Origin of the sequence: Actinomadura parmotrematis, assembly GCF_019458805.1 — a bacterium.
Taxonomy (GTDB): Bacteria; Actinomycetota; Actinomycetes; order Streptosporangiales; family Streptosporangiaceae; genus Spirillospora; species Spirillospora parmotrematis.
This window is the reverse complement of sequence record NZ_JAIBOA010000028.1, coordinates 64,546-80,595: the sequence shown is the minus strand read 5'-3', so window position 1 is coordinate 80,595 and position 16,050 is coordinate 64,546. Positions and strand designations below refer to the sequence as shown.

The 16,050-nt window shown below is 77.2% G+C and carries 17 protein-coding genes; 9 read left to right on the top strand and 8 right to left on the bottom strand.

Features of this window, described 5'->3' with window-relative positions; genetic code table 11:
- Positions 1 to 5: 5 nt before the first annotated feature.
- The gene (locus tag K1Y72_RS31675) at positions 6 to 227 is read right to left on the bottom strand and encodes a cytochrome P450 (RefSeq protein ID WP_220170200.1); all 222 of its coding nucleotides are present in this window, start codon (positions 225 to 227) and stop codon (positions 6 to 8) included.
- 55 nt (positions 228 to 282) lie between these two features.
- Here K1Y72_RS31675 and K1Y72_RS31670 point away from each other — a divergent pair, with 55 nt between their 5' ends.
- From K1Y72_RS31670 to K1Y72_RS31650, 5 genes are all read left to right on the top strand, one after another.
- Positions 283 to 792, top strand: a complete 510-nt coding sequence (locus K1Y72_RS31670) for a SigE family RNA polymerase sigma factor (RefSeq protein WP_220170199.1) — start codon at positions 283 to 285, stop codon at positions 790 to 792.
- A complete protein-coding gene (locus K1Y72_RS31665; protein ID WP_220170198.1) occupies positions 782 to 2,014 on the top strand; it encodes a TolB-like translocation protein in 1,233 nt (410 codons plus the stop codon). Before K1Y72_RS31670 ends, K1Y72_RS31665 begins: the two co-directional genes overlap by 11 nt.
- Before the next feature lie 121 nt (positions 2,015 to 2,135).
- Positions 2,136 to 3,332 (top strand): metalloregulator ArsR/SmtB family transcription factor, encoded by a 1,197-nt coding sequence (locus tag K1Y72_RS31660; RefSeq protein WP_220170197.1) that lies wholly within the window; start codon positions 2,136 to 2,138, stop codon positions 3,330 to 3,332.
- Between the two features lie 75 nt (positions 3,333 to 3,407).
- The gene (locus K1Y72_RS31655; RefSeq protein WP_220170196.1) at positions 3,408 to 4,580 is read left to right on the top strand and encodes an ATP-binding protein; all 1,173 of its coding nucleotides are present in this window, start codon (positions 3,408 to 3,410) and stop codon (positions 4,578 to 4,580) included.
- Positions 4,581 to 4,584: 4 nt separating this feature from the next.
- Positions 4,585 to 5,256, top strand: a complete 672-nt coding sequence (locus K1Y72_RS31650; RefSeq protein ID WP_258574282.1) for a LuxR C-terminal-related transcriptional regulator — start codon at positions 4,585 to 4,587, stop codon at positions 5,254 to 5,256.
- A 6-nt stretch (positions 5,257 to 5,262) separates the two neighbouring features.
- Here the strand turns inward: K1Y72_RS31650 and K1Y72_RS31645 are convergent, their stop codons facing one another.
- Positions 5,263 to 8,502 carry an ATP-binding protein gene (locus tag K1Y72_RS31645; protein ID WP_220170195.1) on the bottom strand — a complete coding sequence of 1,080 codons (3,240 nt, stop codon included), beginning with the start codon at positions 8,500 to 8,502 and terminating at the stop codon, positions 5,263 to 5,265.
- Positions 8,503 to 8,562: 60 nt separating this feature from the next.
- Between K1Y72_RS31645 and K1Y72_RS31640 the strand changes: the two genes are divergently transcribed.
- A complete protein-coding gene (locus K1Y72_RS31640; protein ID WP_258574251.1) occupies positions 8,563 to 9,231 on the top strand; it encodes a hemerythrin domain-containing protein in 669 nt (222 codons plus the stop codon).
- Here the strand turns inward: K1Y72_RS31640 and K1Y72_RS31635 are convergent.
- From K1Y72_RS31635 to K1Y72_RS31610, 6 genes are all read right to left on the bottom strand, one after another.
- Complete coding sequence (locus tag K1Y72_RS31635; protein ID WP_220170194.1) at positions 9,228 to 10,145, bottom strand: TIGR03564 family F420-dependent LLM class oxidoreductase; 918 nt, start codon at positions 10,143 to 10,145, stop codon at positions 9,228 to 9,230. The two genes, K1Y72_RS31640 and K1Y72_RS31635, sit on opposite strands and share 4 nt — an antisense overlap.
- Before the next feature lie 49 nt (positions 10,146 to 10,194).
- On the bottom strand, positions 10,195 to 10,641 hold the full coding sequence (locus K1Y72_RS31630; RefSeq protein WP_220170193.1) for an SRPBCC family protein: 447 nt from the start codon (positions 10,639 to 10,641) through the stop codon (positions 10,195 to 10,197).
- 195 nt (positions 10,642 to 10,836) lie between these two features.
- Positions 10,837 to 11,781 carry a nucleoside hydrolase gene (locus tag K1Y72_RS31625; protein WP_220170192.1) on the bottom strand — a complete coding sequence of 315 codons (945 nt, stop codon included), beginning with the start codon at positions 11,779 to 11,781 and terminating at the stop codon, positions 10,837 to 10,839.
- A gap of 64 nt (positions 11,782 to 11,845) precedes the next feature.
- The gene (locus tag K1Y72_RS31620; RefSeq protein WP_258574279.1) at positions 11,846 to 12,532 is read right to left on the bottom strand and encodes a PIG-L deacetylase family protein; all 687 of its coding nucleotides are present in this window, start codon (positions 12,530 to 12,532) and stop codon (positions 11,846 to 11,848) included.
- 80 nt (positions 12,533 to 12,612) lie between these two features.
- Positions 12,613 to 13,230: a hypothetical protein gene (locus K1Y72_RS31615; RefSeq protein ID WP_220170190.1), complete on the bottom strand. Its 618-nt coding sequence runs from the start codon at positions 13,228 to 13,230 to the stop codon at positions 12,613 to 12,615.
- Positions 13,227 to 13,817 carry an RNA polymerase sigma factor gene (locus K1Y72_RS31610; protein ID WP_308287319.1) on the bottom strand — a complete coding sequence of 197 codons (591 nt, stop codon included), beginning with the start codon at positions 13,815 to 13,817 and terminating at the stop codon, positions 13,227 to 13,229. The genes K1Y72_RS31615 and K1Y72_RS31610 overlap by 4 nt, the downstream gene beginning before the upstream one ends.
- Before the next feature lie 187 nt (positions 13,818 to 14,004).
- Between K1Y72_RS31610 and dhaK the strand changes: the two genes are divergently transcribed.
- Genes dhaK through dhaM form a run of 3 tightly spaced genes read left to right on the top strand, consistent with a single transcriptional unit; the run spans position 14,005 to position 16,006 of the window.
- Entirely contained in the window at positions 14,005 to 15,003 is a 999-nt protein-coding gene (dhaK, locus tag K1Y72_RS31605) for a dihydroxyacetone kinase subunit DhaK (protein WP_220170188.1), read from the top strand.
- The gene (gene dhaL / locus K1Y72_RS31600; RefSeq protein ID WP_220170187.1) at positions 15,000 to 15,626 is read left to right on the top strand and encodes a dihydroxyacetone kinase subunit DhaL; all 627 of its coding nucleotides are present in this window, start codon (positions 15,000 to 15,002) and stop codon (positions 15,624 to 15,626) included. The genes dhaK and dhaL overlap by 4 nt, the downstream gene beginning before the upstream one ends.
- Positions 15,623 to 16,006 carry a dihydroxyacetone kinase phosphoryl donor subunit DhaM gene (gene dhaM / locus K1Y72_RS31595; protein ID WP_220170186.1) on the top strand — a complete coding sequence of 128 codons (384 nt, stop codon included), beginning with the start codon at positions 15,623 to 15,625 and terminating at the stop codon, positions 16,004 to 16,006. Before dhaL ends, dhaM begins: the two co-directional genes overlap by 4 nt.
- Positions 16,007 to 16,050: the final 44 nt, after the last annotated feature.

Here is a 16,050-nt window from a genome sequence, read left to right as displayed (position 1 = left end):
GGGTATCAGGGACGCCCCTGAGCCGACCCTGGGATCGGGACGACGGGGAGGCGGGTGAAGTTGCGGAAGAGGGGGGAGCGGGTGCGGCGGGCGGCGGACTCGTCGATCTCGCAGGGGCCGACGCGGGCGGCGAACTCCTGGAGCGCGACGGTCGCCTCCAGGCGGGCGAGGGCGGTGACGGCGTCCGCGGGCGCCGTCACCTCCCGGCGCCCGGAAAAGTCGATCACCGGTGCAACGGGCGGGGCCCGGCGGGCGTCCTCGGGAGGACGGAAGGACGGCCCTTTGGACGACGACGCCCTGACCTACGAGCGGTTCGTGACGGACCGCGCGCAGGCGCTGCTCCGCTACGGCTACGTGCTGACCGGCGACCCCCACGACGCGGCCGACCTCGTGCAGGAAGGCCTGATCCGCCTCCGCGCGGCCTGGCCGCGGGTGCTGAACAAGGACGATCCGGAGGGCTACCTGCGCCGGATCATGGCGCGGCAGCACGTCAGCGCGTGGCGGCGGCGGAAGCGCGAGCGCCTGGTGGACCGGCCGCCCGAGGGGGAGTACCGCGACGCCGGCCTGGACCGGGCCGAGCAGGCCCCCGGCCTGTGGGCGGCGCTCGCCGCCCTGCCGAAGCGGCAGCGCGCGGTGCTGGTGCTGCGCTACTACGAGGACCTCGCCGACGCGGAGATCGCCGCGATGCTCGGCATCTCGCGCGGGACGGTCCGCAGCCAGGCCGCCCGCGCCCTGGACAAGCTCCGCGCCGACCGCGCCCTGGACCCGATGGGGGCCCGCCATGCACGATGACCTGGACGGGGCGCTCCGCACCGCGCTGCGGACCGCCGCCCACGACGCTCCCGCGCCCGCGCCCGACCTGCTGGAGGGCGTCGAGCGCGGCGTCCGGCGCCGCCGCCGCAGGCGGGTCACGGCCGCCGCGACCGCCGCCGTCCTCGTCCTCGGCGGGACGGCCGGCCTCGCCGGTGTCCGCGACGGCGCCGCGCCGCGCGAGAAGGCCCCGGCGGCGGCGACGGGCCAGGGCACCTTCACCGACACGCCGCTCGGCGCCCCCATCACGATCGCGAAGCGCTGGCCGGCGGCGGTGCGGACCGTCCCGGACCGGCTCCCGGGCGGCCGCGAGCTGCGCCCCGTCCGGCTGCTGGACGGGCACGTGCTCATCGCCGCGACCGAGTCGGCCCCCGGTCTGCCGTACCGGCTATGGGCCTACGACCTGCGCACCGGCAAGGCCAGGGTGATCACCGACGTCCCGATGACGCCCGAGACGCTCTTCTACGCCGGCGGCTTCATCCTCGCCGGGGACCAGCTCGTCTGGCGGGCCGGGCTCCCGGGCGCCGTGGAGTTCTGGAAGGCGCCGCTGGCGGGCGGCCCCGCGCGGCGGTTCGCCGTGTTGCCGAAGCAGATGTCCGCCATTGAGAACCTCGTCGCCGACGGGGACGCGGTCGTCTGGGCGTCGCCCCAGGGCATCGTCCGGCTGCCGCTGGCGGGCGGCGTGCCGAAGGTGTTCGCGGGCACGAAGGGGTACGGGATCGTGGCGTGGCCGTGGGTCGGCACGCCGGGCACCACGAAGGGCGGGGTCGGCGAGGTGCTGGCGGGCACGGTGCGGAACCTCGTCACCGGGGAGGTCCGCCGGGCGTCCCCGCCGTCGTTCAAGGGGACGTGGGTCTGCTCCCTGTCCTGGTGCGTGGGCGAGGCGGCGGCCGGCGTCACCTACCGCACCGCGACCGACAAGATGATCACGGCCGTGCAGGCGCGCGGGGAGAAGGACGCCCGCGCGCTCCCGCCCTCGGAGAGCGGGCCGGTCGACCAGATCATCGCCGACCGGTTCCTGCCCTACCGGCCGGCGCGGCGGGCCGGCGGCGACCTCCTGTACGACCTGCGCACCGGGAACCTCCTCGACCTCGGCACGGGCGGCGAGCGGACGGGCATCGGCGTCCACGACCCCGCCCGGACGCAGCTGTTCGAGAAGACCCGGCCGGGCTACCTGATGGTGGACCTGTCGAAGATCACCTGACCGGCCGGGGCGGCCCGCTCGGGCGGGCGGCTCCAAGCCGAGCCCTTGACAGGCAGCCGGACGGCTGCCTAATTTGAAGGCAGCCAAAAGGCTGCATGTTCGAGCTGGAAGAATCACGCACGTGGACGAGGTGTTCAAAGCGCTGGCCGACGGTTCCCGCCGCCGCCTGCTGGACCGGCTGAACGAGCGCAACGGGCAGACGCTGCGCGAGCTCTGCGCGGGCCTGGACATGGCCCGCCAGTCGGTCAGCAAGCACCTGGCGGTGCTGGAGGCGGCCAACCTGATCACGACGGTGCGGCGCGGCCGGGAGAAGCTGCACTACCTGAACGCCGAGCCGGTCAACGCGATCGCCGACCGCTGGATCCAGCGCTACGACCGCGCCCGCGTGCACGCCCTGGCCGACCTGAAGACCGCATTGGAGCAGACCGCCATGGCCGACACCGAGTTCGTCTACACCACCTACATCGACACCACCCCCGAGCGGCTCTGGCGGGCCCTCACCGACCCGGCGTTCACCCGCCGCTACTGGAACACCTCCTTCGACACCGACTGGGCGGCCGGGTCGCCGATGACCTGGCACATCGGCGACGTCGTCGTGAAGGGCCCCGAGCAGGTCGTGCTGGAGGCCGACCCCTACCGGCGGCTCTCCTACAGCTGGCACGACTTCACCGAGGACATCGGCGCCGCCGTCGGCCTCGACGAGCCGACGCGCGCGCGGGTCGCGGCCGAGCCGCGCTCCACCGTCACCTTCGACATCGAGCCCGCCGACACCGGCGTCAAGCTCACCGTCGTGCACGACGGCCTGGCGCCCGGCGGCGTCCTGCGCGGGCTGATCGGCGGCGGCTGGCCCGCCGTCGTGGCCAGGCTCAAGACGCTGCTGGAGAGCGGCGACGACTACACCGCCCGGCTCGTCCTCCGCGCCCCCGCCGAGCGGATCCACGCGGCCGTCACCACCCTGGACGGGCTGCGCGGCTGGTGGACGCGCGACACCACCGGCGGCACCGCGCCCGGCGACGAGCTGCGGTTCGCGTTCGAGGGGTACGGATCGACCGTCGTGCGCGTCGAGGAGGACGCCCCGGACCGCGTCCGCTGGACGTCCGTCGGCGGCGACGCGCACCCCGAGTGGAACGGCACCTCGATCGTGTTCGAGATCGAGGACGGCCTCCTCCGCTTCACCCACGCCGGCCTGCGCCCCGGCCTGGACTGCTACGACGCCTGCCGGGCGGGCTGGGACCAGTTCCTGCGCAGCCTCGCCGACTACGCCGAGACCGGCACGGGCGCCCCGTTCGGCGCCCAGCGGGACGCCGCGCGACCCTGAGCCGCGCCTCAGGGGCCTGCCCTGATGCGGGCGCCGCCTCCGGCGTGTGACGATCGGTGTCGTGGGAGGACCTCGATGACGACCGACGCGCCGCCGGAGGCGGCCGCCCCGCCGCGCCTCGCGCGGTGGCGGCAGGGCCGGCTGGTCGCCGGCGTGTGCCGCGGCCTCGCCGCGCACCTCGGCGTGGACGTGCTGATCGTCCGGTCGGCGTTCGTGCTGCTCAGCGTGAGCGGCGGGATCGGCGTGGCCGTGTACGGCGCGTTCTGGCTGATGGTGCCCGCGCGGCAGGACGAGGACGGCGGCGCGGCCCGCGGCCGCGACTGGATGCAGCTCGCCGCCTACGCCGCCGTCACCGTCGGGCTGTCCAGCCTCACGTGGAGCGCCGGGCTCGTGCGGGTCGCGCTCTGGCCGTTCATCGCGGGCGGCATCGGCGTCGCGATCCTCTGGCAGCAGGCCGACCGCGACCAGCGGCACCGCTGGGTGGTGCCGCTCCGGCAGCTCTGGCTGCGCAGCGTCATCGGGCTGCTGCTGGTGATCGGCGGCATCGGCGGTTTCGTGGCCCGGCAGGTCGACGCCGGGCAGGCCCGGTTCGTCATCATCGCCACCCTGATCATCCTGACCGGCGTGACGGTCATCGCGACGCCCTGGGTGGTGCGGCTCTGGCAGGACCTGGACGCCGAGCGGCACGAGCGGATCCGCTCGCAGGAGCGCGCCGAGCTCGCCGCGCACGTCCACGACTCGGTGCTGCACACCCTGACCCTGATCCAGCGGAACGCGCACGACCCGAAGGAGGTCGCGCGCCTCGCCCGCTCGCAGGAGCGGACGCTGCGCAGCTGGCTGTACGAGCCGAAGTCCGACCCGGGCCGCACGTTCGCCGCCGCGATCCGCGAGCTGGCGGGCGAGGTCGAGGACGACCACGGCGTCCCGATGGAGGTCGTGGTCGTCGGCGACACCGCCCTGGACGAGCGGCTCGGCGCCGCGCTGCAGGCGGCCCGCGAGGCGATGGTGAACGCCGCCAAGTACTCGGGCGCCCCGTCGGTGTCGGTGTACGCCGAGGTCGAGCGGGACGCGGTGGCGGTCTTCGTGCGGGACCGCGGGAAGGGCTTCGACCTCGACGCGATCCCCGCGGACCGGATGGGCGTGCGCGGCTCGATCGTCGGCCGGATGGAGCGCAACGGCGGCACCGCGTCCGTCCGCACCGCGCCCGGCGAGGGCACCGAGGTGCGCATCGAGACGGGGCGCGGCTGAGATGATGGGGGAGGCGGAAGGAGCCGGCATGGGCGAGGGGAACGGGATCCGCAGCGTGGTCCTGGTGGACGACCACCAGATGTTCCGCACCGGGGTGAAGGCCGAGCTCGGCGGCGCGGTGGAGATCCTCGGCGAGGCGGGCGACGTGGACGAGGCCGTCGCGGTCGTCGGCGCGCTGCGGCCCGACGTCGTGCTGCTGGACGTGCACCTGCCCGGCGGCGGGGGCATCGAGGTGCTGCGCCGGCTGCACGGCACGGTGCCGTCGCGGTTCCTCGCGCTGTCGGTGTCGGACGCCGCCGAGGACGTCATCGGGGTGGTGCGCGGCGGCGCCCGCGGCTACGTCACCAAGACGATCTCCGGGCCGGAGCTGACCGACGCGATCGAGCGCGTCGCGGGCGGCGACGCGGTGTTCTCGCCGCGCCTCGCCGGGTTCGTGCTGGACGCCTTCGCCGCCTCGGACGCCCCGGCGGCGGACCCCGAGCTGGACCAGATCACCCAGCGGGAGCGCGACGTGCTGCGCCTCATCGCGCGCGGCTACGCCTACAAGGAGATCGCCAGGGAGCTGTTCATCTCGGTGAAGACGGTCGAGACGCACGTGTCGAGCGTGCTGCGCAAGCTCCAGCTGTCCAACCGGCACGAGCTGTCGCGCTGGGCCGCCGCCCGCCGCCTCGTCTGACCGGGGTCAGGCGCGCGCGCGACGCAGGGCGGTGCGGGCGTCGGCGGTCCAGTGCGGTGACTCCCAGAGCTCGGCGATTTCCAGGGCGCGGCTGTAGTAGGGGACCGGGTCGTCACCGAGGACGGCTGCGAGGTCGCCGAGGGTGTGGGCGGCGGGCCGCATCGCCAGCGACAGGCTTTCCAGCCCGGCGGGCGGTCCGTCGCGGTAGGGCAGGAGCGCGGCGTGCAGGTCGGCGGCGGCGGCGCGGTCGCCGGTGCGGACGGCGGCCATCGCGCGGAACGTCGCGAACACGGTGAACAGGAAGTCCGGCTGCAACGGCGGCAGGCCGTCCAGGGTGCCGTCGCCGAAAGCGGCGCGGACGTCGGCGGCGACCGGGCCCGCCGCCAGCTCCCGCAGGGCGGCGGCCAGCTCGGGCGGATCGTCGGGCTCGACGAGGCCGGGCGGCGCGGTGGAGCGGCCCGCGGTGACGGCGAGGGTGGCGCGGGCCAGCAGCAGGAACCCCGCGCCGTGCATCGACCCCTGCCCGATCATCGCGGTGGCGGCGTCCAGGTAGCGGCGGCGGGCGCCGGCGAGGTCGCCCGTGGTGTGCGCGAGCGCGGCCTCGGCGCAGTCGGTGACGACCGCGGCGTCCGGCAGCCCGGCGCGGCGGGCGAGCGCGCCCGCCTCGGCGACCAGGCGGCGGGCGGCGGCCGGGTCGCCGCCGATGATCGCGGCGGTGGCCAGGTTGACGGTGCCCGACCAGCGCGCGGTGGGCAGGCCGGGACCGGCGGCCAGGATCTCGGCGCCGAGCCGGCCGAGGCGGGCGCCGTCGTGGCGGGGCAGCTCGCGGGTGAGGCCGACGGCGGTGAGCGCGACCAGCGTCGGGTCGCCGAGCCCGCGGGCGATCTCGACGGCCTCCTCGGCGGCGGCGAGGGTGGACGGGTCGCCGGTGCCGCTGAGTTCGGCGGCGTAGGCGTTCAGCAGGCGGCAGCGGTCGGCTGGCGCGAGGTCGCCGCGCTGGAGCAGCCGGGCGAGCAGCCCGACCGTCGCGGTGTCGACCTCGCCGTAGGGGCGGGACTGCCAGGGCGTCATCTCGGTCCAGGCGGTGAACGCGGCGACGAGCAGGTCGTCGCGGCCCGCCGCCACTTCGACGGCGCGGGCGCGTGCGGCGCGCGCGCCCGCCACGTCCCCCGCCCGTACGCGCGCGCGCAGGAGCAGGCCGAGCAGTTCGACGCGGCGCGCGTCCGTCGCTTCGGGGACGCGCTCGTAGGACTCCACCGCCTGCTCCAGCAGCGCGACGGCGGTCTCGTGCGCGTACCGGTCGCCCGCGAGCGCCGCCGCCCGCACCCCGTACTCGACGGCCTTCGCGGCGGTCGCGGCCGTCCCGGCGCGGGCGAAGTGGTGCGCGAGGGCGGGCACGTCGCCGGGAGTCAGGCGCTCCAAGGCGGCGGCGAGGCGGGCGTGCATGCGGCTGCGGCGCAGCCCGGACAGGTCGGCGGTCATGGTGTCGCGGACCAGGGCGTGCACGAACCGGACGCGGCCGGGCGACGGCTCGGCGAGCAGCCCGGCGGCGATCCCGGCGTCCAGGGCGTCCAGCACCGCGTCCGCGCCGACCTCGGCGGCCTCGGTGAGCGGCTCGACGGCGCACTCGGCGCCGGCGAGCGCGGCGAGGCGGAGCACCGCCACGGCGGGTTCGGGGAGGCGCGCGAGGCGGCGGCGCAGCACGTCCCGCACGCCCTCGGGCACCTCCGACAGCGCGACGAGCCCGCCCTCCCCGGCGAGCAGCCGCGCGCTCTCGCGCACGTAGAAGGGGTTGCCGCCGGTCCGCTCGGCGAGCGCGGCGAGCGTCGCGCCGTCGACCGGGCCGTCGGTCTCGGCGGCGACGAGGCGCGCGACGTCGCCGGCGGCGAGGCCGGGCAGCGCGAGCCGGAGCGGCGCGCGGCGGGCCAGCACCGCGAGCGTCCGGGTGAGCCGGTCGCCGATCTCGCCGGGCCGGTAGGCGGCGACGAGGAGCAGCGGCGCACCGGTGGCGGCCGACAGCAGCGCGAGCGTTTCGGCGTCCGCCCAATGCAGGTCGTCGAGGACGACGGCGAGCCGCTGCGCGCGCGCTGCCTCCTCCAGCCACTCCCACACGGCGCGGTGCAGCCGGAACCGGCCGCCTTCGGACGCGGGAGGCGGCGCGTCCGATAGCAGCGCGGCGGCCTCCGGCGGCGGCGGGACCTCGGCCGCGACCGCGCGGAGGGCCTGCGACCACGCCCAGGCGGGCGGCGCGCCCTCCTCTTCCAGGCAGGCCCCGGACGCGACGAGCCAGCCGTCACGGCGCAGACCGGCGGTGAACCGGTCGAGCAGGGACGTCTTGCCGAGCCCGGCCTCGCCGGTGACGAGCACGACGCGCTGACCGGGACGGCCCGCGGCCTCCTGCAACGCGGCGAGTTCCGGCTCACGGCCGATGAACAGGACGTCATCGGCGGCGGCGGGCCGCGCCTGCTGCGGGACGGGGGCGATGTCGTCGGGGGCCTGGGTGAGGATGGCGTGTTCCAGGTCGGCCAAAGGGCGGCCCGGATCCAGGCCGAGTTCCTCGGCGAGCGTCGTGCGGGCGCGGCGCAGCGCGGCGAGGGCGTCGCCCTGGCGGTCCGCGCGCCACAGCGCGAGCGCGTAAAGGCGCCAGCCCTCCTCGCGCAGCGGGGCGTCCAGAGTCAGCAGCTCGGCGTCGGGGAGCGCGCCCGCGACGTCGCCGAGGCGGAGCGCGGCGGCGACGCGCAGCTCGCGCGCCGCCCGGCGCAGCTCCGTCAGCCGGACGATCTCGGCGCGCGCCCATCCCTCCTCGGCCGCCTCGGCGAACGCCTCGCCCCGCCAGAGCGCGAGCGCCTCGTCCAGCAGCGCCGGAGCGTCGGCGGGGGAGGCGGCGCGGGCGTCCGCGACCAGCCGCTCGAAGCGCCAGGCGTCCACGGCGTCGGGCGGGAGGCGCAGCGCGTAACCGGGGGCCTCGCTCACCAGCAGCCGCGCGGGCGCGCGAGGCGGGCGGCCGGGTTCCAGCAGCCTGCGCAGGTTCGACACGTACGCCTGGAGGGACGCCGGGGCCTGCGCGGGCGGGGTGCCCTGCCACACATCGTCGATGAGGCGGTCCGCCGACACGGCGCGGCCGCGCGCCGCCGCGAGGATGCCGAGGACGGCCCGCTGCCGCGGCCCGCCCAGCGCCACGGCACGGCCGTCCACCTCGGCCCGGAACGCGCCGAGCACCCCGATCGTCACCATCGGGACGATCATCGCAGACGCCTCCAAGACGGCGCCAAGAGCGTTCCAAGCGGCCCCGGCCAGCCTGGGGACATGACGAACACGAGCACCGCCGCCGCCACTCCCGCCGCCGACCGTCCCGACACGCACTCCATGGTCGTGATCCACCGCGGGCTGCGCCGCGAGTCGCGCGTCCTCGCCGAGCAGATCGGCGCCGTCCGGGACGGCGACCGGGCCCGCGCCCGCGTCCTCGCCAAGCACCTGCGCGACTACCTGATCGGCCTGCACCACCACCACACCGGCGAGGACGACCTGATCTGGCCGCTGCTGCTGTCCCGCGTCGACCTCGGCGCCGACGTCGTGCTGCGCATGGAGGCCCAGCACGAGAAGGTCGCCGCGTCCATCGACGCGGTCCGGGACGCCGCCGCCCGCTGGCGCGGCGACGCCGCCGGCCGCGACGCGCTCGTCGCCGCCCTGCGCGCGCACCGCGCCGTCCTCGTCGAGCACCTCGACGACGAGGAGGCGAACCTGCTGCCGCTCGCCGAGCGCCACCTCACCGCCGCCGAGTGGGACGCCCAGGGCGAGCACTTCGCCAAGGCCGCCAAGCACCGCGCCCTGCTGCTCCTCGGCGTCGTCCTGGAGGACGCCACCCCCGAGGAGCACGCCCGGTTCCTCGGCGCGATGCCCGCCCCCGCGCGGGCGGTCTGGCACCTGCTCGGGCGCCCCCTCTACGCGCGCCGCGTCCGCCGCGTCCGCCGCTAGGCCAGGCCGCCGAGCACCTCCAGCGTGCGCGACTGCGCCTCCCGGCCGACCAGGTCGGTCTGGGTGAAGACGACCTCGGTCGCGCCCGCGTCGAAGTAGGAACGGACGGCCGCCTCCACCGCCGCCGCGTCGCCGGCGACGACGAGGTCGGCGGCGCGCTCGGCGCCGCTCAGCGCGATGGCCCGCTGGTAGGAGGGGACGCGGTCGTAGAACGCGGTCGCCCGCGCGGCCGCCTCGCGCGCCGCGTCCACGTCGCCGGTGACGACGCCCGCCACGAACGCGACGACGCGCGGCGCGGGCCGCCCGGCCTTCTCGGCGGCCCGGGTGATCTCGGGGACGATGTGCTCGCCGAGGGCGCGCGGCCCGGCGAGGAACGGCAGCGTCCCGTCGCCGAGCTCGCCGGTGACGCGGAGCGCCTGCGGGCCGAGCGCGGCGACCAGCAGCGGGTAGGGCGTCCCGCCGTCGAGGGCGGTCGGCATGGGCGGTGCGGCGGTGACGAGCTCGCCCTCGAAGGGGGAGGCGTCGCCGTCCGCGACGCGCCGCAGCACCGTCAGGTACTCGCGCAGCCGCGCGGCGGGCCGCTCGTAGCGGACGCCGTAGACCGGCTCGACGAAGGCCGGCGCGCCGAGCGCGAGCCCGAGCCGGAACCGGCCGCCCGTCGCGGCCTGCGCCGTCTGCGCCTGCGCGGCGATCACCAGCGGGTGGCGGGGCTGCAGCGGGACCGCGGAGGTGCCGACGGCGAGGCCGGGCACCTCGCGCCCGACGAGCCCGGCGACCGCGATGGCGTCGTAGTCGAAGCGCTGGCCGAACCAGGCCGAGCGCAGGCCGGCGCCGGCGGCCTCGCGGGCGAGCGCGACGAGGCCGTCCACGGCGTTGCCGGACGGGGGAGGGGCGAGGGCTGCTCCGATGCTCATGCCCGCGGCAACCCGCCCCGCAAGCCCACTATTCCCGTCGGGAATGGGGTCATTCGTGGGCCGGGCAGCCGGGGCCGCACCGCTCGGCGTGCCGGGCGATGCCGGTCGCGAACGAGTGCAGCATCCGGTTGAGGAAGAAGGTGAGCGCGCCGCCGGTGCCGGGGATCCGCGGCTCGAACCGGCCGCGCCAGGTGAGCAGGGTGGCGTCGCCGCGCGGCTCCAGCTCCACGTCCGCCCGGTAGTCGCGGACCGGCAGCCCGGCGAGCGCCACGTAGGAGTAGCGGACCGGCGGCTCGTAGGCGACGACCTGCTCGCGGGCCGGGAAGATCCGCCGGATCGCGCCGACGCCGTCGGGGTCGGTGTCGCCCGCCCGCTCGCGGCGCGCCCGCGTCGGCAGGCGCCCCCACACGTTCCACGCCTCGGCGACGGCGAGATGGCGGAACACCATCTCCGGCGATCCGGGCACGACGGCGGTGGCCTGGACATGGTGGGGCATCGCGGCGCTCCGGGGGACGGCGTCAAGTGCGCGCACGCTACCGCAGCGCGCGCCCCGTCCCGCAAGCGCCTCCTGACCCGCCCGTCCATGACCGCCCGGTCGCCCGGCGTCGAGATGCGGCGTGTTGGCCTATGGGAGCGCTCCCATGGGCCAACACGCCGCAAGTCAACGTCGGGTGACCGGGTGGTCGCGGGATCAGAGGGCGAGGAGGGCGGTGAGGAGGCGGTCCTGGAAGGCGGCGGCGTCGACGGAGGTGGCGATCCGGACGGGGCGGCGGTGGTCGTCGGCGGGCAGGGAGCGGGCGTCCCAGACGGTCGTGCCGCGGGTCAGCTCGCCGCGCAGCTCCACCCGGACGGGCCGCTCGGTGTAGCCGCAGACGCCCGGGTCGACGGCGAGCATCGCCGCGAGCGCGTCGTGGATCACCGCGCCGCGCCGCTTCAGCACCGGCGTGTAGGCGGCGATGTAGAACTCCAGGACGCGGGTCGCGAAGCGGGCGGCTTCGGAGTCGTGGCCGGCGAGCTTCAGCAGCCACGGCTCGCCGACCGCCGTCGGGTGGGTGGCGTCCAGCGGCACGAGGACGACCGGCCAGTCCGCCGCGAACACCAGGTCCGCGGCCTCGGGGTCGTGCCAGACGTTGGCCTCGGCGTGCGTGGTGATGTTGCCCGGGTGGTCGAACGCCCCACCCATGATCACGACTTCGCGGACCAGGGCCGGCAGCTCGGCGTCGAGCAGCAGCGCGGCCCCGAGGTTGGTGAGGGGGCCGGTCGCGAGCAGCGTCAGCTCGCCCGGGTGGGCGCGGGCCAGCCGGACGATCTGCGCCGCCGCCGGCTCGTCCGCCGGGACGCCCCGTGGTGCGGGCAGGCCGGTGTCGCCGAGGCCGTCGCGGCCGTGCCAGTCCACCGCGTAGTGCACGTCCTGCGCCATCGGGCGGGGCGCGCCGACGGCGACCGGCACGCCCTCGACGCCGGCCAGCTCCAGCACGCGCAGCGTGTTCAGCGCGCCCGACAGCGGGTCGACGTTGCCGTGGACGGTGCCGACGGCGGCCAGCTCGGCGTCGCCGGCGCGCACGAGGGCGGCCAGGTAGAGCAGCGTCAGGGCGTCGTCGATGCCGGTGTCGCAGTCCAGCAGGATCTTGGGCATGGGGGGACGGCTCCGGGAGTCGTGGCGGGGGACGGGTCGGCGGGGACGGGCCGGCGGGGCCGGGTCAGGGGGTCGGGACGACCTGGAAGGTCTCGGCGAGCCTGCCTTCGGGGAGCCCCAGCTCCAGCGCGTTGGCGGTGAGCCAGCCGCGCACCATGTCGGTCAGGCCGTCGCCCAGGTGCGCGGTCTGGCTGGCGTGCGAGCGCAGCGCGTTCAGCTTGCGCTCGAACGTCTCGGTGACGTCCACGTGGTGGTTCGGGTTCGGCGGCGCGCTCGTCATCCACACCTCGCGGACCGTCCACGCCTCCAGCCCCTCGTCCTTCAGCAGCTCGGGGAAGGCGTAGGGGTTGCGCGCGTCGGGGTACACGGCGTCCAGCGCCGCCGCGCCCGCCGCCCGGTGGTCGGGGTGGCTCGGCGCGATCCGCTCGAAGTTGCGCTCCGGGCTCGGGATCAGCATCCGGTCGGGGCGGACCTGCCGGATCACCCGGGCGATGTCGCGGCGCAGGTCCAGCGTCGCCTCCAGCCGCCCGTCGGGGTAGCCGAGGAACCGGACGTCGGTGACGCCGACGCACTTGGCGGCGGCGCGCTGCTCGTCGCGGCGCAGCCCGGCCATCTCCGCGCGCGGGAAGGCGTCGTCGAACCCGCCGGCGTCCCCGTCGGTGATCATCAGGTAGACCACCTCGATGCCGGCGTCGGTCCAGGTCGCGACCGTGCCGGCGGCGCCGAAGTCGACGTCGTCGGGATGCGCCATCACGACGAGGAGGCGCTCGATCTCGCTGTCGTCCAGAACGTTGGTCACGGTTTCAACCCTATGTCGGCGGCCCCGGCTGATCATCCACCTGGGGTGGGAGACGGGCGTCGGTCCGTGGACGGATGGGCGGGGTGCGGCTTCTTCGTCTTCTTCGCCTTCTTCGTCTCCTCCGGAGCGCTGATGACGGCGTCGGTCTCGGACGCCGTCGGCGTCGGCGTCGGCGTCGGCGTGGGCGTGGCGCTCGGCGAGGGGGACGGCGGCGGCGTCCGCGGCGCGGTGGGCGGCGCGGGCGGGCGCGTGCGCGGCGCCGTCGGCGCTGTCGGCCTCGCCGGGACGTCCCGGGGCGAGCGGGACGGGGCGGGCTCGTCGTGGTGCAGGCGGACGGGCGCGGGCACCGGCAGCGTGCCGGTCCCGGCCGCCACCGCGACCCCGCCCAGCCCGAAGACGCACGCGGCGATCACCGCGATCTTGACGGCGGCGCGCCGCCCGACGCGGCGGCCGGGCACGGCCGGCGGGGGCGCCGGGACGGGTCCGGTGGCGCGGAACGCCGCCAGCGCGGCGTCCTCGCCGGGCAGCGGGCCGTCCGCGCCGCGCGGCACGGCGGCGCCGAGCAGCCGGTGCAGCTCCTCGCGGCCCTCGACGGGCGCGCCGGCGAGCAGCCGGTCGAGCTCGTCCGGCGAGGGCAGGTCCCGGCTCATCGCGCCCCCTTCGCCGCGCGGTCGCCGCTCGCCGCGCCGCCGTCCGCGAGCCGGTCCGACAGCCGCCGGAGGCCCCGGTGGGCGGCGGTGCGGACGGCGCCCGCGCGCTTGCCGAGCACCCGCGCGGCGGTCGGCGCGTCCAGGCCGAGCACCACGCGCAGCAGGACGGCCTCGGCCTGGTCGGGCGGCAGCTCCCCGATCAGCCGCAGCGCCTCGCGGGTCGCGAGGCCCTCCAGCGCGAGCGTCGCCGCGTCCGCCCCGGCGGGCAGGCCCGCCAGGTCGCTGAGCGGCACGTCGGCGACCGGGCGGCGGGCCGCGCGCCGCGCGTGGTCGAGCGCCCGGTGCCGGACGATCGTCGCGGCCCAGCCGCGGAACCCGTCCACGTCGCCGTCGAAGGTCCGCACGTCCCGGGCGATCTGGAGCCACGCCTCGGCGACGACGTCCTCGGCGTCGGCGCCCGCGAGCGCCGTCGCGTAGCGGACGAGGCGCGGGTGCAGGTCCCGGTAGAGCAGCCGGAAGGCGTGCTCGTCACCGCGCCGCGCGTCCTGCACGGCACGGTCCAGCTCGTCCGGAGGGACACCCGTCACGACGGACATTCTGCAATCGATCAGGAGCGGGTGTGACACTTCCGGCGGTGACGGCGCTGAAGGACCCGGGGGCACTCCCCCTGCCGCCCCCATTGGACGCGGCCCGGTGCGACGGCGTCCGTGCGCCCGCCGCACCGGGCCGCCCCGGCGGGGTGGACGGCCGGTCCGCGCCGGTTCACGGTGGGGTATGCGCAAACTCATCAACGCCCCGGAAGACGTCGTCTCCGACGCGCTGCGCGGCATGGCCGCCGCGCATCCCTCGCTGCGGGTGGACGCCGCGACCGGCGTCGTCGTCCGCGCGGACGCGCCGCGCCGCGGGAAGGTCGCCCTGGTGTCGGGCGGCGGATCGGGGCACGAGCCGCTGCACGCCGGGTTCGTCGGCCCCGGGATGCTCGACGCCGCCTGCGCGGGGGAGGTGTTCACCTCGCCGACGCCCGACCGGATCCTCGCCGCGACGATGGCGGTGGACGGCGGCGCGGGCGTGCTGCACGTGGTCAAGAACTACACCGGCGACGTGCTGAACTTCCGGCTGGCCGCCGAGCTCGCCGAGGACGAGGGCATCGAGGTCGCCGCCGTCGTGGTGGCCGACGACGTCGCGGTGGAGGACAGCACCTACACGGCGGGCCGCCGCGGCACCGGCGGCACGCTGTTCGTCGAGAAGATCGCCGGGGCGGCGGCGGAGGCGGGCGCGCCGCTCGCCGAGGTCGCCGCGGTCGCCGCCGACGTCGCCGGGCGGTGCCGGTCGTTCGGCGTCGCGCTGGCGCCGTGCACCGTCCCGGCCGCCGGGACGCCCACCTTCGAGCTCGCCGCGGACGAGATCGAGCTCGGCATCGGCATCCACGGCGAGCCGGGCCGCGAGCGCGCGAAGGCGAGGCCCGCCGCCGAGATCGTCGACGCGGCGCTCACCGCGATCGACGACGACCTGCCCGTCGCCGGGCAGGACGTGCTGGTGCTGGTCAACGGCATGGGCGGCACCCCGCTGCTGGAGCAGTACATCGCGTACGCGGCCGCCGCCGGGGGGCTCGCCGCGCGCGGCGCCACGGTCGTCCGGTCGCTCGTCGGCCCGTACGTGACGAGCCTGGAGATGGCCGGCCTGATGATCACGGTGTGCCGGACGAGCGGCGCCCTGACCGGCCTCTGGGACGCGCCCGCCGACACCCCGGCCCTCCGGGCGGGCGCGCGGTGACCGCCCTGGACGTCCCCGCCTGGATCGCCCGCGCCGCCGAGCGGATCGCCGCCGACGCGGACCGCCTCACCCGCCTGGACGCCGCGATCGGCGACGGCGACCACGGCCACAACCTGCGGCGCGGCTTCGCGGCCGCCGCCGCGGCGCTGCCCGGGGACGGCCCGCCCGGCCGCGCCCTGATCGCGGCGGGCCGCGCGCTCGTCGCCCAGACCGGCGGCGCGTCCGGACCGCTGTACGGGACGGCCCTGCGGCGCGCCGGCAAGGCGCTCGGCGACGCCCCCGAGGCCGACGCCGCAGGGCTCGCCGCCGCCCTGCGCGCGGCGCTCGACGGCGTCCGCGAACTCGGCGGCGCCGCCGAAGGCGACAAGACGATGGTGGACGCCCTCGCGCCCGCCGTCGCCGCCTACACCGAGGCGGTGGAGAACGGCGCGACGCTCGCCGCCGCCGCGACGGCCGCCGCGTCCGCCGCCGAGCGCGGCGCCGAGGCGACCGTCCCGCTGCGCGCCCGCAAGGGCCGCGCCAGCTACCTCGGCGACCGCAGCGTCGGCCACCCCGACCCCGGCGCCGCCTCCACGGCCCTCCTCCTCCGCGCCCTCGCCGACACCGCCGGGGAGGAGCCGTGATCGGGATCGTGCTCGTCTCGCACAGCCGGGCGCTCGCCGAGGGCGCCGCCGAGCTGGCCCGCACTCTCGGCGGCGGCCGCGCCGTCGTGCACGCGGCGGGCGGCGACGCGGACGGCGGCCTCGGCACCAGCCCCGAACTGGTCGAGGCGGCCATCGCCGCCGCCGACGACGGCGACGGCGTGGTGCTGCTCGCCGACCTCGGCAGCTCCGTCCTCACGTGCAAGCTCGCCGCCGAGGACGCCGCCGGCCGGGTGGCGCTGGCCGACGCCCCCTTCGTCGAGGGCGCCGTCGCGGCCGCGTCCCTGGCCGCCGCCGGCGCCGACCTGGCCGCCGTCCGCGCCGCCGCCGAGGACGCCCGCAACCATCGCAAGATCTCCTGACCGGGGGGAGCAGAGGCCGGCGGGGCCGGGCGGGGCCTTCCGGC